The sequence below is a fragment of the Falsigemmobacter faecalis genome (assembly GCF_003863335.1).
GTDB classification, from domain to species: domain Bacteria; phylum Pseudomonadota; class Alphaproteobacteria; order Rhodobacterales; family Rhodobacteraceae; genus Wagnerdoeblera; species Wagnerdoeblera faecalis.
Window position 1 is genome coordinate 74,368 of record NZ_RRAZ01000003.1, and the last position, 15,697, is coordinate 90,064.

Genomic DNA, 15,697 nt, shown 5'->3' on the forward strand with positions numbered 1-15,697 from the left:
GGATGATTTTGAAAGATTACAGCAGTGGATTTGAACGAGCATCCGGACGGTGACATTGCCATTATCGGCATGGCGGCGCATCTGCCGGGGGCAAAAGATGTCGCCGGTTACTGGCAAAACCTCTGTGCGGGTCTCGAATCGATCCGCCGCCTCAGCCCGGAAGATCTGGCGCAGGCCGGGGAAGATCCCGCCCGTATGCGGCGCAGCAATTATGTGCCTGCCGCCGTGGTGCTCGACGGATTTGAAGAGTTTGATGCTGAGTTCTTCGGGCTTTCCCCGAAAGAGGCCGCCATCATGGACCCCCAGCACCGCCAGTTCCTGGAGGTGTCCTGGGAGGCGCTGGAAGACGCAGGCCACCCGCCAGGCAGTTTTGCCGGACCCACGGGGGTCTTTGCGGGCTGCGGGATGGGGAGCTATTTTTACTTCAACATCTGCTCCAACCCGGATCTGGTGCAGAACACCGGCATGTTTCTGCTGCGCCATACCGGCAATGACAAAGACTTCCTGCCCACCCGCGTCAGCCATATCTTCGATCTGAAGGGCCCCTCGATCACGGTGCAGACCGCCTGTTCCACCTCGCTGGTGGCGGTGCATCTGGCGGTGCAAAGCCTTCTGAGCGGCGAAAGCGATATGGCGCTGGCCGGGGGCGTCACGATTGAGCTGCCCCATGGCCGCGGCTATCTTTATCAGGACGGTGAGATCCTGTCGCCGGACGGGCATTGCCATGCCTTTGATCACCGCGCGCAGGGCACGATCTTTGGCTCGGGCGCGGGCTGTGTGGTGCTGCGCCGCCTGAAAGACGCCCTTGCGGACGGCGATCAGATCCATGCCGTGATCCGCGGCACCGCGGTGAACAACGATGGTGCGGCCAAGGCGGGCTATCTGGCCCCTTCGGTCGATGGTCAGGCGGCGGCGATCCGCGAGGCGCATCAGATGGCCGGGGTCGCGCCTGAGACCATCGGCTATGTCGAATGCCATGGCACCGGCACCTGGCTTGGGGATCCCATCGAAGTCGCCGCCCTGACAGAGGCGTTTCGCACAGGGACCGACCGCGGGAATTTCGCAAAAATCGGCTCGGTCAAAACCAATATCGGCCATCTTGATACCGCCGCCGGTGTCGCGAGCCTGATCAAGGCCAGCCTTGCCGTGCGCGAGGGGCAGATCCCGCCCAGCCTCGGCTATGAGGCGCCGAACCCCGCGATTGCCTTTGAGGGCTCGCCTTTCTCCGTCAACGACAGGCTGTCTGAATTTCCGCGCCTTGGTGCGCCGCGTCGCGCAGGGGTGAACTCGCTGGGCGTGGGCGGCACCAATGCCCATGTCATCGTCGAAGAGCCGCCCGCACGGCCCGCGCCGGAGGAATCTGACTGGCCGTTCCAGCTGCTCACCCTCTCGGCGCGCTCGAAAAAGGCGCTGGATGCGGCCTCCCTGGGTCTGGCGACCCATCTTCGCGCGCAGCCTGATCTGAACCTTGCCGATGTGGCCTTCACCCTGAAAGAGGGCCGCCGCCCCTTTGAGCATAACCGCGTTCTGGTGGCCGAAAGCCCGCTCCAGGCGGCGGAGATGCTGGAGACAGGCGATCGGTACCGCGTCTTTACCCAAAGCCGCGCCGGGACCCCGCCTGAGGTGGTCTTCATGTTCCCCGGCGGCGGCGCGCAATATATCCATATGGCCCACGACCTCTATGAGACCGAGCCGGTGTTTCGGGAGTGGATGGACCGGGGCTTTGCCGTTCTGGGCTCCGGGGCCGGGGATGAACTCCGCCGCCTCTGGCTGCCCGCGCCCGGGGAGGAAGCGGCGGCGGCCGCTGATCTGACCCGCCGCCCGTCGCGTCAGTTGCCGCTGATCATGATGGTGGAATATGCCCTCGCGCAGCTCTGGATGAGCTGGGGGGTGGAGCCCGATTATCTGATCGGCCATTCCATGGGCGAGAACACCGCCGCGGCCCTGGCGGGGGTGATGTCCTTTGAGGATTGCCTGCGTCTTGTGCGCCTGCGCGGCGAATTGTTCGACAGCATCCCGAAAGGCGGCATGCTCTCGGTGCCGCTGCCTGAGGCGGAGCTGCGCCGTGAGCTGGGCGACAGCCTGGACCTGGCCTCGGTCAATGCGCCGGGTCTGTGCGTGGTCTCAGGCCCCGATGCCGGGCTTGAGACCCTGGCGCAGCGCCTGGCCGGGCGTGGGATCGACACCATTCGGGTGCCGATCGACATCGCCGCCCATTCGAGAATGCTTGAGCCGATCCTGAAACCCTTTGGGGATTTTCTGCGCAGCATAAATCTTGCTGCGCCGCAGAAAATCATCATCTCCAACCGCAGCGGCAAGCCCCTGACGGCGGCTGAGGCGATGGATCCGGACTATTGGGTCATGCATCTGCGCGGGACGGTGCAATTCGCGGCCGGGATCTCCTGGCTCTCCGCTGAGCCGCGGATTTTCCTCGAGGCGGGTCCTGGTAAGGCCCTGTCTTCATTGGCACAAGCCAATGGCCTGGCGGCGGAGCGGGTGGTGTCTTCACTGCGCCATCCGGACCAGATCCTGGGCGATGATCTGCATTTCGTGACCATGTTCGGCCGTCTCTGGGGGCTTGGACTGCCGCTTGACTGGGCGCCGCTCTGGGGCGGCATGGCGCGGCGGCGGCTCTCTCTGCCGACCTATCCCTTCCAGCGCAGCCGCTATTTCATTGAGCCCGGACAGGCGCATGCTGCGCAGCATTCCGCGCCAATGCTGCAGCGCAGCGATGATCTGTCGACCTGGGGCTGGCAGGGGCAATGGCGTCCGCGCGAAACCGGCGGCGCCATCGCGGCCGAGCTTGCGGCTATGCCTGCCGAAGACTGGCTGATCTTTGCGGATGCGGGCGGCGTGATGGCGGCGCTTGCTGATCGGCTGCGCGGGGCGGGGCAGCGGGTGGTGACGGTTGCGGCAGGCGACCGCTCCGGTGGCTTTGGTACGGATCGGATCACCCTCGCGGCCGAGCTGGGGCGTGAGGGCTATGACCTTCTGATCCGCGATCTCTCTGAGCGCGGGCAGATGCCGCGCCGCATTCTGCATGGCTGGCTGCTGGACGGCGGCGCGGGCCCGCGGCCCGGATCAGATCTCTTTCAGCAGCATATGGAGCAGGGCTTCTGGTCGCTGTTCTGGCTGTCGCAAAGCCTGATTGAGACCGGGATTTCGGCCCCTGTGCAACTCACTGCCCTGACTACGGGGGCGGTCTCTGTTTCCGGCGAAGCTTTAGCTTTTCCGCAAAAATCGACGATTGACGGGGTGCTGAAGGTTCTGCCGAGAGAGCTGCCGGGGATGAGCTGCGCGCAGCTTGATCTGGCCCTGCCCCTTGAAAATGCAGATCTTCTGCTGGAAGAGGCTCTGGCCGCGCCGCTGTCCGGGCAGGCGGCTCTGCGGGGCGGGCGGCGTTTTGCGGCGCAGCTGCGCCCGATGCCGCTGCCTGCGCCGGTGGATGTAAAGCCCGGCGCGGTGGTGCTGATCACGGGCGGTTTTGGCGGGATCGCGCAGAGCCTGGCGGCGGATCTGGCGACCCGCTCGAAGGCCAGGATCGGTCTTTTGTCGCGCCGCCCGCTGCCGCCGGAAGCGGAGTGGGACGCCGTTTTATCGCGCAGTCCGGCAGGCCCGGAGGCCGCGCGTATCCGGCAGATCCGCGCTTTGCAGACGGCAGGGGCGCAGGTCCTGGCGCTGACAGGCGAGGTGAGCAACCTTCAGGATATGCAGGCCGCAAAGGCCGCGCTGCAGGCGGAGTTTGGTCCGGTCGATCTGGTGATCCATGCCGCAGGCACGGTGGATGACGGCCCGCTTTTGTCGCGCAGCGAGGCGGCGATTGATCAGGTCTTTGCGCCGAAGATCCAGGGCACCCGCGTGCTGGATGCGGTCTTCCCGGCGGATGCGCCCTGCACCATCGTCGTCTTTGCCTCGACCTCGACGGTGATCGGGGCGGCGGGGCAGGTGGATTATGTGGCGGCCAATGCCTTCCTGAACGCCTGGGCGCAGGCCCGGACCGGGGGGGCACGCCGCGTTGTGGCGCTGAACTGGGGGATCTGGGCGGATATCGGGATGGCGGCTGCAGCTGCCGGAGAAACCGCGTCAGATCAGCCGCTTGAGGGTGCGCCCCTGCTGTCGTCTCTGCGGCGTGAGGCGGATGGCCGGCTGATTTTCAGCGGGCATTGGACGATCCGGGACTGGTGGCTCGATGGCCACCGCACCCGCGCGGGTGAGGCGCTTTTGCCGGGCACCGGGTCTTTTGATCTGCTGGCCTCGGCGCTGGCGGCCAGCGGTCATGCGGGGGGCTTTACCCTGCGCGACATCAGCTTCCTCAGCCCGCTTGCGGTGACCGACAGCCGCGATATCCGTCTGGTTCTGCGCCCCGCAGCGGGGGGCTGGCGGTTCACGCTGCAGTCCAGGGTTCAGGCGGGCGGCACCGCGGGCTGGCAAAGCCACAGCGAGGGAGAGGTTGATCTTTCTGCGCCTGCAAAGGGCATTGTCGATCTGGCTTCGCTGCGCCTTCGCTGCGGTGCAGCAATTGCCGGTGAGGGGCTGCGCAGTCCGCAGGAGGCGCATCTCTCCTTTGGCCCGCGCTGGCGTGTGCTGCGCTCTCAGGCCATGGCCGGGGGAGAGGGTCTGGCGGAACTTCAGCTGCCCGAGGCTTTTGCGGGCGATCTGACGGCGGGGCACCGCGCGCATCCGGCGCTGCTGGATCTCGCCACCGGCTGGGCGATGGCGCTGATCCCGGGGTATCGCCCCGATCACCTCTGGGTGCCGGTGAGCTATCATGAGGTGAGTTTCCTCGCGCCGCTTCCGGCGCGGATCTTCAGCCATGTGCGGCTCTCTGAGACCGGCCATGCCGAAAGCGGCTCGGTGCGGTTTGATGTGACGCTGACCGACCCGGAGGGGCGGGTGCTGTGTGAGGTGACGGGCTTTGAGATCCGCCGCCTCGATCACGGCCTCAGCTTCCCGGCCCCCGATCCGCGCAGCCTCGAGCCGCTGGCAGAGAGCATCCATCACTCCCCCGGCCAGGAGCGGCTGCGAGAGGCGCTGGCGCTTGGCATCCGCGCCGCCGAGGGGGGAGAGGCCTTCCGCCGCGCCCTCGCTGCCGGTCAAAGCCCGGTCTATGTCACGCCGGTGCCGCTGCCCGATCTGATCCGCGCGGCGGATGCCGAGGCCACTCCGGCCCCGGTGTCAGAGACCGGCTTTGCGCGGCCTGAGCTGGACAGCGATTTCATCGCCCCGCGCAGCGCCGTTGAAAAGCAGCTGGCCGCGCTCTGGAGTGAGCTGCTGGGGGTGGCTGAAGTCGGGGTTGAAGACAGCTTCTTCGATCTGGGCGGGCATTCGCTGATCGCCGTGCGGCTCTTTGCGCAGATCCGCAGGCTCTGGTCGGTGGATCTGCCGATGTCGGTTCTCTTTGAAGCGCCGACCATCGCCGCCTGTGCCGCGCTGATTGAGGCGCGCATCGGCCCGCAGGACGGGGGCGACGCCGCCGTCCCCGCAGCCGCCGCGCCCGTGGTGCGCCGCACCCATCTGGTGGCCATGCATCCGGCCACTGCGCCCATGGATCAGGCGCCGCTCTTTGTGGTGGCGGGGATGTTCGGCAATGTGCTGAACCTGCGCCATATGGCGCAGCTGATTGGTAAGGACCGCCCCTTCTACGGGCTGCAGGCCCGGGGTCTCTTTGGCGATGCACAGCCGCATGACGATTTCGTTGAGGCCGCAACGGATTACCTCGCTGAGATGCGTGAGGTGCATCCCGGTGGCCCCTGGCTTTTGGGGGGCTTTTCCGGGGGTGGTCTGATCGCCTGGGAAATGGCGCGCCAGCTTGAGGCGGCGGGAGAGGTCGTGGCGGGGGTCGTGCTTCTGGATACACCCCAGCCGCTGGCGCCAAGAATGACGAAGTCGGATGCGGTGCGGGTGCGTCTGCAGGGGCTTTTGCGCGGCGGTGCTGGTTACTGGCGCGCCTGGCAGGAAGAAAAGCGGGCCTATGCCCGGGAACTTGCGCTGGCTGAGCGCGGAGAGGCCGAGGGCCAGCACCAGAACCGCGCCATTGAGGCTGCCTTCCGCGCCGCTCTGCCGGGTTACAGCGTCGAGCGCCGGGAGGGGCCGGTGATGCTCTATCGTCCCGCGCCCGATCCGCGCTGGCAGGTCGGCGGGCGGATGATCGCTGCGAACCGCGATTATATCTATCCCGACAACCTCTGGACCCCCTATGCGCCGGGGCTGGAGATTATTGAGGTGCCGGGCGATCACGACAGCATGGTGCTGGAGCCCAATGTCCGTGTACTCACCGCAGATCTGCGCCGCCGCCTGCGCGCAGTAAGCGGGGCCGGGGCATGAGCGCCCGGGTTCTGACGGTCATCCTGAACTGGCGCACGCCTGAGATGACGCTCCAGGCCGCTGAGACGGCGGTGGCGGCCATGACGGGTGTTGAGGGCGGGATCATCATCGTCGACAACGACAGCGGCGACGGCTCGGAAGCGCAGATCCGCGCGGGCGTGGCGGCGCGCGGCTGGGACCGGGTGCAGGTGCTCCAGGCGGGCCGCAATGGCGGCTTCGGGGCCGGGAATAACGTCGGCATCCGTGCCGGTCTGCCCGGCGGGCAGCTGCCGGATTACGTCTATCTGCTGAACTCCGACGCTTTTCCCGCGCCCGAGACCATCACGCGGCTGCGCGATCATCTGGACGCTCATCCGCGGCTTGGCATGGCGGGGGGCTATGTCGGCGGCCCGGACGGGGTGCCGCATCAGACGCTCTTTCGCTTCCCCTCGATCGCCTCGGAGTTTGAGGGCGCGGCCCGCACCGGCCCGGTCACCCGGCTTTTGCGCCGCCATGTCGTGCCGCTGCCGATCCCGCAGGTCCCCGTCTCTCCGGCGGATTGGAGTGCGGGATGCTCGCTGATGCTGCGCCAGCAGATGCTCGATCAGATCGGCCTCTTTGATGAGACCTTTTTCCTTTATTTTGAGGAAACCGACCTCTGCCGCCGTGCGGCCGGGGCGGGCTGGGGTCTGGACTATCTGCGCGATGCGCCGGTGGTTCATATCGGCTCTGAGAGCACGGGCATGAAGCGCTGGGCGCGCACGCCGGGCTATTGGTTTGACAGCCGCTGGCATTATTTTCGCAAACATCACGGGCGCAGCGGGGCGGTTTTCGCCACGCTGTCGCATCTGGCGGGCGGTCTGCTGCACCGGATGCGCGCGGCGCTCAGCGGCGGGGCGGTAGGGGATCCGCCCCATTTCCTGAAGGACCTTGCACGGCATATGCTGCGCCAGGGTAAGGGGGGTTAAATGCACAAGGCATTGTTTATCGGTAATGAATCGCTGCTGGCGGAATGCGTGTCGCTTTGGCGTGCGGCGGGGCATCAGGTGGCGGCGGTCATCACCCGCAACGCGGCCCTGGGTGCGCGGCTCTCGCAGGAGGGGATCACCGTCAGGGCCCCGGGAGAGCCGGTGCCCGAGGCGGGCTATGACTGGCTTTTCTCCATCGCCAATCTCTCGCTGGTGCCAGAGGATCTGCTGGCGAGGGCGCGTCATGGCGCGATCAACTTTCACGATGGTCCGCTGCCGCGCCATGCCGGGCTGAACGCGCCGGTCTGGGCGCTGCTGGAGGGGGAGAGCCGCCACGGAATCACCTGGCATTTCATCGAGGGCGGCATTGACGAAGGCCGCATCCTTCTGACGCGCGGCTTTGACATTGCCCCCGATGATACGGCGCTGACGCTGAACACCCGGGCCTTTCAGGCGGCGCTGGAAAGCTTTGGCGATCTGGTGGCGCAGATCACCGAGAACCGCCTGCAGCCCCGGGCGCAGGACTTCAGCCAGCGCAGCTATCACGCCCGCGATGACCGCCCCGAGGCGGCGGCCCGGCTGGATTTCAACCGCCCCGCAGGGGAGCTGGCGCGGCTGGTGCGCGCGCTTGATCATGGCAGCTATACCAACCCGCTGGCCCTGCCGAAAATCCTCGGCGGCGGGCAGATCCTTGCGGTCAGCAGCGCCGAAGAGGTGCCGGGGCAGGGGGCCGCGGGAGAGATCCTTGCGCTTGATGCGGCTGGCCTGACGGTGGCCTGTGGCGGCGGCACGGCGCTTCGGCTGGGCGGGTTGCGCGATCTTCAGGGCGCGGCTTTCACCCCGCTGCAGGCTTTGCGCCAGGGTGAGGTGCTTCCCGCCCTCACCACCGGGGAGGCCGCGCAGATCACCGCCGCCCTCGCCGCCGTGACCCCTTCTGAGGGGCGCATTCGCGCGCTTTTGCGCCGCTTTACGCCGCTGGAGGTCACCCAGGTGCCTGCGGGCGCGGTTTCTGACTGGCAAAGCCTGCCACTGCCGCCGATCTCGGATGGGGCCATTGCGCTCTGGGCCTGTCGGATGGCGGGGGCAGAGACGGCGGATCTTTCCTTCAGCACCCAGGGCCTGCCGCAGGCGGCGGGCTATGTGGTGCCCTGGGCGCCGCTTCGTCTGACGGCGGTGGCCGGGGCGATGCCTGTCGATCATCAGGCCGCCCAGGGGGCTGCAGTGGCGCGGGCGGCGGGCGGGGCGGGCTTTGCGGCGGATCTGCCGCTTCGCACCCAGGGGGTGGCCCAGGTGCTGCAGCCGCAGGTCGCACTGTCAAAGGGCGGTGCGGTGGCGGGCAGCGTGATCACGCTTTCTCCGGGGGCGTTTCATTTTGACGCCGCCCGGCTGGACCCGGCGCTGGCGCGGTTGCTGGCCGACCGTCTGTTCGCCATGGAAGAGGCGCTGTCGCACGCGCCTGCGCGCCTCGGCGATATCCCGGGCCTGACCGGGGCAGAGCGGGATCTGGTGCTGAACGCCTGGAATGCCACCGCCGCGCCCTATGAAGCGCTGAGCATGTCTGCCGCCTTTGAGGCACAGGTTGCCCGCAACCCCGAGGCAGTGGCTCTGATCCATGAGGACCAGAGCCTGAGCTATGATGCGCTGAACCGCATGGCGAACCGTCTGGCGCATCTGCTGCGCGCGCGGGGCGTCGGGCCGGGGATGCTGGTGGGGCTGTCGCTGCGCCGCTCTCCCTGGCTGGTGGCCGGGGCGCTGGGCATTCTGAAGGCCGGGGCGGGCTATGTGCCGATGGACCCGTCTTATCCCGCCGACCGGCTGGCGCTCTTTCTGGAGGACAGCGGCGCGCCCCTGGTGGTGACGGACCGCGCCAGCCAGGCGCTGCTGCCCGAAGGGGCGGTGGCCCTGGTGGTGGAAGATCTGCCGGAGGCGGCGCAGAGCAATCCCGAAGGCGGTGCGGGTCCGGAAGATCTGGCTTATCTCATCTATACCTCCGGCTCGACCGGGCGGCCCAAGGGGGTGATGCTGACCCACCGCAATGTGGCCAATTTCTTCGCGGGTATGGATGCGCGCATCGGCACCGATCCGGGCACCTGGCTGGCGGTCACTTCGCTTTCCTTTGATATCTCTGTTCTTGAACTGTTCTGGACCCTGTCGCGCGGCTTTCGCCTGGTGGTCATGGGAGAAGAGGAGCGCAGTCTGGTCGCAGGGGGCGGCACGGCCACCGCCGCTGTTGCGGGTGGCATGGAGTTCAGCCTCTATTACTGGGGCAATGACGACGGCGCAGGCCCTGCGAAATATCATCTGCTGCTGGAGGGCGCGCGCTTTGCCGATCAGCATGGCTTTACCGCCGTCTGGACGCCGGAGCGGCATTTCCACGCCTTTGGCGGCCCCTATCCCAACCCTTCGGTGACCGGGGCTGCGGTGGCTGCGGTGACCCGCAATCTCGCCGTGCGGGCAGGCTCCTGCGTGGCGCCGCTGCATCATCCGGCGCGGATCGCTGAGGAATGGGCGGTGATCGACAATCTGACCAATGGCCGGACGGGGATTGCCATGGCCTCCGGCTGGCAGCCGGAAGACTTTGTGCTGCGTCCTGAGAACACGCCCCCCGCCAACCGCAAAGCACTCTTTGACAGCATTGAGACCGTGCGCAGGCTCTGGCGCGGAGAGGCGGTGGAATTTCCGCAAAAAAGCGGTGAGATGCTGCCGGTTATCACCCAGCCCCGCCCGGTCCAGGCCGAGCTTCCGGTCTGGGTCACCACCGCCGGCAATGCCGAGAGCTGGCGTGAGGCCGGGCGCATCGGTGCCCATGTGCTGACCCACCTCCTGGGCCAGACCCTGGCAGAGGTGCGTGAGAAGATCGCCATCTATCACCAGGCGCTCAGAGAGAATGGCCGTGACCCGAAAGACCACAAGGTCACCCTGATGCTGCATACCTTCCTTGGCACCAGCACCGAGGAGGCCCGCCGCATCGCCCGGGAGCCGATGAAGGACTACCTGCGCTCGGCAGCGGGGCTGATCAAGCAATATGCCTGGGCCTTCCCGGCCTTCAAAAAGCCCGCGGGGGTGACCGATCCCGGTGCGCTCGATCTGCGCGATCTCGGCGAGGAGGAGATGGAGGCGATCCTCGACTTCGCCTTTGAGCGCTATTTCGCGGATTCGGGCCTCTTTGGCACGGTAGAGCAGGCGCTTGCGCGGGTGGCAGAGGTTCAGGCCATCGGCGTGACCGAGATCGCCTGTCTGATCGATTACGGCATCGCGCCGGAGGTGGTGCTGGCCGGGCTGCGCCCGCTGGCGCAGGTGGTGGCCAAGGCCGGGCCTGCCGCAGGGGGGGCAGCACCTGAGGCGGGGGATTACTCCATCGCCGCGCAGATCCGCCGCCATGGGGTGACCCATCTGCAGTGTACCCCCTCAATGGCGCGGATGATCGCCATGAATGAGCAGAGCCGCGCCGCGCTGGGGCAGCTCTCGCTGATGATGATCGGCGGAGAGGCGCTGCCCGGGGCCCTGGTGCGCGATCTGCGTCAGGCGGGGGTGGGGCGCATCCTCAATATGTATGGCCCGACCGAGACGACGATCTGGTCCACCACCGAGGAAGCCTCTGAGGGCGAGGCCGTGGTGAATATCGGCACCCCCATCCTCAACACCCGGGTCTATGTGCTGACCGAAGAGATGGAGCCCTGCGCCATCGGCGTGGCGGGCGAGCTGTGGATCGGCGGCGAGGGCGTGGCGCGTGGCTACTGGCAGCGCCCGGACCTCACGGAGGAGCGGTTTAAGCCCGATCCCTTCCATGCCGGGGGCCGCATCTACCGCACCGGCGATCTGGTGCGCTGGCGGGCGGATGGCAGGCTTGATTTTCTGGGGCGGGCCGATTTCCAGGTGAAGCTGCGCGGCTACCGCATTGAGCTGGGCGAGATTGAGGCGGTGCTGGAGGCCGCGCCCGGAGTGCGGCAGGCGGTGGTTCTTGCGCGTGAGGATGTGCCGGGGGATCTGCGGCTGGTGGGCTATGTGACCTCCGACAGCTGGCTGGTGCCCGAAACGCTGCTCTCTGAGGTGGCAAAGCAGCTCCCCGCCCATATGGTGCCGGGGCAGATCGTAAAGCTGGCCGCCTTTCCGCTGACGCCGAACCGCAAGGTTGACCGTAAGGCGCTGCCCGCGCCTCAGGTCGCTGCCGTGCGGGCTGAGGCATTCGAGGCGCCGGAGGCCGGGGTCCAGGGTGTCATTGCCGCCGTCTGGCAGAAGGTGCTGAACCTGCCCCAGGTCAGCGCCCAGGACAATTTCTTCGCGCTGGGCGGGCATTCGCTGCTGGCGGTGCAGGCCCATCGGGAAATCCGCGAGGCGCTGGGCACGACGCGGCTCTCGATTACCGATATCTTCCGCTTCCCGACCCTGAAGGCGCTGGCGGATCACCTCGGGGCGGCCCGGACACCGCCGCCTGCCGCCCCTGCGGCCTCTGCCCTGGCCGCTCCTGCGGCAGAGACCGGCAACAGCCGCCTTGATGCCATGCTGGCCCGCCGCGCGCTTCGCGCCAGCCGGGGGCAGTCGGCATGAGCAGGAAGGCCGCCGCTCTGACGCTGCTGCGCGGGCTCTTTCCGGGGGCCGTGGCGGGCTTTGGGGCCGCTGAGGCCGCAGAGGGCGGGCAGCTTTACCCGGGCGAGCAGGCGGGCACTCCGGGGCGTGTGGTGCCCCATCGTCAGGCCGAGTTTCTGGCCGGGCGCATGGCCGCCCGCGCCGCCATGGCGGATCTCGGCTTTGCCCCTGCGGCGGTGCCACGCGGGGCGGATCGGGCACCGCTCTGGCCGGAGGGGCTTTGCGGCAGCCTGACCCATACCGAAGGGCTGGCCCTTGCGGTGGTCCTGCGGCAGGGGCTGCTGAGCCCGGGGCTTGATCTCGAACCGGCGACGGATCTTCCGGCGGAGCTGATCCCCGCGATCCTGACCCCGGCAGAGCGGATCTGGGCCGCCGCGCAGCCGCAGCCGGGCCTGGCCGCGCGGCTGATCTTCGTGGCCAAAGAGGCGGGCTATAAAGCACAATACCCCCTCAGCCGCAGCCTTCTGAGCTTTCAGGAGGCCGAGTTTGAGCAAACCACCCCCGGCCGGTTCCGGCTGCGCCTTTTGCGCGCGGCAGGGGGGCTGCCCGCAGCCACGGTGCTTGAGGGCCGCTGGGATGCGGGCTCGGGGTTCATTCTGGCGGGGGCCACGCTGCCCGCCCTGACGACGGAGGGCTGCCAATGCAGCGGCGCAGCATGATCGGTGCAGGGCTTGCCCTGCTGGGACTTGGGGCGGCGGGGGGCGGCTATGCGCTCTGGCGTCGCAAAAGCGGCAGGCTGCCGCTGCCGCCGCTGCCACCCATGGCCGAAGAGGCCGCTTTCCTGGCCGATTTCAACGCTCCCCTGACGCCGCCGTCCGGCCCGCTGCGGGTCTTTCACATCGGCCATTCGCTGGTCGGGCGCGAGATGCCGGCCTTTCTGGCGCAGATGGCGGGGCATGAATATGAAAGCCAGCTCGGCTGGGGCACCTCGCTGCGCGAGCATTGGGAAGAGCGTCTGACCATCAACGGCTTTGATGTGGAGAACGCCCATCCCCGCTATCGCCCGGCCCGGGCGGCGCTGGCCTCGGGCGAGTATGACGCCCTGGTGCTGACGGAGATGTCTTCGGTGGCTGACAGTCTGCGCTGGCATGCCACGCCGAATTACATCGCCGAATGGGCAAAGGCGGCGCGGGCCGGACGGCCGGATATCAGGGTTTATCTCTATCAGTCCTGGCCCAATCTCGACACCCCCGGCGGCTGGGAGGCGCAGACCGATGCGCAGCTGCCGCAGTATTGGATCGGTGAGTTTCTGCGCCGCGCCCATGCCGCAGGCTCAGGCCCCGTGCATCTGATCCCGGCGGGGGCGGTCCTGCTGGCTGCCGTGCGCGCGGCAGAGGCCGGGCAGATCCCCGGCGTCACCGAGCGCCAGGCCTTCTTTTCGGTGTCGCCCGAGGGGGTGCCCGATACGGTGCATATGAGCGATCTGGGGGCCTGGCTGGTGGCCCTGACCCATTTCGCGGTGCTTTATCATCAGGTGCCTGAGAGGCCGCTGACAGAGGTGAGCCACCCCGATGGCCGCAGCTTCTCGCTGAGCCCGGAGACCGCGCAGGCCCTGGCGGGCGTGGTGCGCGGCGTGATCGCTGGCCAGCCGGGAACCGGAGTGGTGCTGTGAACCCTGCCTTTCGGGCGCTTCCCCCCTTGATGCGGGGGGCTGCGAAAACCGGGCGCGGCCTGATCCCGCGCCGGAGCCATGGCCCGAAGCTCAGATCTCTGACCTGGGCGCGCGGCCTCGCAGAGGGCGCATCGCTGTGCAGCCCTGGCGGCCGTCAGACGGGAGAAAAGCTGTCCCGGAGGGCGCGGGCATGAAACTCTCGGTGATCCTGCCCGCCAGCAATGAGGCGGAGTATATCGGCAGCTGCCTGCAGGCGCTGCTGGCCTCTGAGCCGGTCGCGGGCGGGGCCGAGGTGATCGTGGTGGCCAATGGCTGCCGCGATGCGACCGCCGATGTGGCGCGCAGTTTTGCCCCTGCAGCGGGGACAGCAGGCTGGGGCCTGAGGGTGCTGGAGCGTGCAGAGGGCGGCAAAACCGCCGCGCTGACCTCCGGAGACGGCCTGGCTCTCGGGGAGATCCGCGCCTATCTGGACGCCGATGTCTGCGTCTCTCCTCCGCTGATGGCGGCCCTGACGCGCGCGCTCGCCGGGCGCAGCGGCGCAGCCTATGGCAGTGGTCAGGCGGTTTTGCCGCCTGCGAAATCCATGCTTTCGCGGGCCTATGGGCGTTTCTGGCAAAGCCTGCCCTTTAATCGCGACACCACGGCGCCGGGCTATGGGCTTTTTGCGGTGAATGAGGCGGGCCGCGCCCGCTGGGGGGCTTTTCCGCAGATCATTTCAGATGACACCTTTGTGCGGCTTTCCTTTGCCCCGCCTGAGCGGCTCTCGGTGCCTTACAGCTATACCTGGCCGCTGGCCGAGGGCTTTGCCCGCCTTGTGCGGGTGCGGCGGCGGCAGAACCAGGGGGTGGCTGAGATCGCGGCGCTTTATCCGCATCTGCTGGCCAACAGCGATCACCCGCGGCTCAGCGCCGGGGGGCTTGCGGCTTTGGCATTGCGCGAACCGACAGGCTTTCTCGCCTATGGCCTGGTGGCCCTGGCCGTGCGGCTGGGCCGGGCAGAGCGCGGCTGGACGCGCGGGCGTTAACGGGCGAAGGCCGCGGCGAGTTTGGCCGCCTCGCGGGCAATGTCATGGCGTTGCAACACCCGCTCGCGCCCGCGCAGGCCCATGGCTTCCAGCTGCGCAGCGGGCGTCTGCGCCAGCTCCAGCATCGCCGCAGAGAGGCCCGCCGCATCGCCCGCCGGGATCAGCCAGCCGGTCGCACCGGGCAGCACAAGCTCGGGGAGGCCCGCGATATAGGTGGCGAGAACCGGGCGGGCGGCGGCCATGGCCTCCATCACCACCATCGGCAGTCCTTCGGCAAAAGAGGGCAGCACCAGGGCATGGGCGCGGGCGAGTTCCGCACGCACCCCCGCCTCATCAAGCCAGCCGGTCAGGGTGACACGGTCCTGCAACCCGTGACGGGCAATCGCCGCCTCAATGGGCACCCGCAGCGCCCCATCGCCGACCAGCGTAAGATGCAGATCGGCAGAACGCGGCGCAGCGAGAGCCAGCGCCTCAATCAGCAAAAGCTGGCCCTTTTGCCCGGAAAGCCGCCCGATTGAGACCATGCGCCCGCGCCCTTCGGGCAGCGGAAGGGGGCTTGCGAATTTCAAAGGCTCAATGCCGCAGTGCACCACTTCGAGGCGCTGCCAGTCCTCAGGTGCCGACCAGCGCATCAGCTGCGAGCGGCCAAAATCCGAGATGGCGGCCACGAATTTCGCCGAGGCGATCTTGGCCGGTAAAGACAGCGGCAAAGGCGCGTCAAATTCTTCGGGTCCGTGCAGGGTGAAGCTATAGGGCAGCCCGGAGATTTGATGCGCCAGATGCGCCACCATGGCGGCATTGGTGCCGAAATGGGCGTGCAGATGGCTGGCCCCTTCGGCCTTTGCGATCTGCGCCACCCGCGCGGCCTCTGCCAGATAAATCAGATGGCGCAGACGCCCGCCGGTGCCCGGCACCCCTGCGCCGCTGCCGGCCTTTCCGGCGGCCCAGGCCCGGGGCAGCGCCGCCGCCACGCCGCGGGCTTCGGCCAGCATGGCCTTCAGCAGGGGGCCCGCGCCTTCGCGCAGCAGATGGCGGGTGCGGGTGGCCTCTTCGCGGTCCCCCGCATCTTTCAGGGGGGCGCTGTCGGCGCGCATCGCCAGACGCAGCACCTCATGGCCCTGGGCCTCAAGCGCGCGGATCTCGCGGCGGATAAAGCTGTGCGAGGGGCTGGGATAGGTATTCAGAACATAGGCAATTTTCATT

General features: G+C 67.9%; 7 protein-coding genes. 6 read left to right on the plus strand and 1 reads right to left on the minus strand.

All coding sequences use genetic code 11. From position 1 onward, the window contains the following. The first annotated feature begins 24 nt into the window (after positions 1 to 24). The 6 genes from EG244_RS02595 to EG244_RS02620 all read left to right on the plus strand — a co-directional run bounded on the left by EG244_RS02595 (position 25) and on the right by EG244_RS02620 (position 14,494). On the plus strand, positions 25 to 6,324 hold the full coding sequence (locus EG244_RS02595) for a type I polyketide synthase (protein ID WP_233588898.1): 6,300 nt from the start codon (positions 25 to 27) through the stop codon (positions 6,322 to 6,324). Beyond that, positions 6,321 to 7,271 carry a glycosyltransferase family 2 protein gene (locus tag EG244_RS02600; RefSeq protein ID WP_124963458.1) on the plus strand — a complete coding sequence of 317 codons (951 nt, stop codon included), beginning with the start codon at positions 6,321 to 6,323 and terminating at the stop codon, positions 7,269 to 7,271. The genes EG244_RS02595 and EG244_RS02600 overlap by 4 nt, the downstream gene beginning before the upstream one ends. Next, positions 7,272 to 11,819: a MupA/Atu3671 family FMN-dependent luciferase-like monooxygenase gene (locus EG244_RS02605; RefSeq protein ID WP_124963459.1), complete on the plus strand. Its 4,548-nt coding sequence runs from the start codon at positions 7,272 to 7,274 to the stop codon at positions 11,817 to 11,819. It abuts the gene before it with no gap. Then, positions 11,816 to 12,517: a 4'-phosphopantetheinyl transferase family protein gene (locus EG244_RS02610; RefSeq protein ID WP_124963460.1), complete on the plus strand. Its 702-nt coding sequence runs from the start codon at positions 11,816 to 11,818 to the stop codon at positions 12,515 to 12,517. The genes EG244_RS02605 and EG244_RS02610 overlap by 4 nt, the downstream gene beginning before the upstream one ends. Next, the gene (locus EG244_RS02615; RefSeq protein WP_124963461.1) at positions 12,499 to 13,470 is read left to right on the plus strand and encodes a hypothetical protein; all 972 of its coding nucleotides are present in this window, start codon (positions 12,499 to 12,501) and stop codon (positions 13,468 to 13,470) included. Before EG244_RS02610 ends, EG244_RS02615 begins: the two co-directional genes overlap by 19 nt. Positions 13,471 to 13,660: 190 nt before the next feature. Beyond that, on the plus strand, positions 13,661 to 14,494 hold the full coding sequence (locus tag EG244_RS02620; protein WP_124963462.1) for a glycosyltransferase family 2 protein: 834 nt from the start codon (positions 13,661 to 13,663) through the stop codon (positions 14,492 to 14,494). Here EG244_RS02620 and EG244_RS02625 read toward each other — a convergent pair. Next, on the minus strand, positions 14,491 to 15,696 hold the full coding sequence (locus EG244_RS02625; RefSeq protein WP_124963463.1) for a glycosyltransferase: 1,206 nt from the start codon (positions 15,694 to 15,696) through the stop codon (positions 14,491 to 14,493). The two genes, EG244_RS02620 and EG244_RS02625, sit on opposite strands and share 4 nt — an antisense overlap. Position 15,697 lies beyond the last annotated feature (1 nt).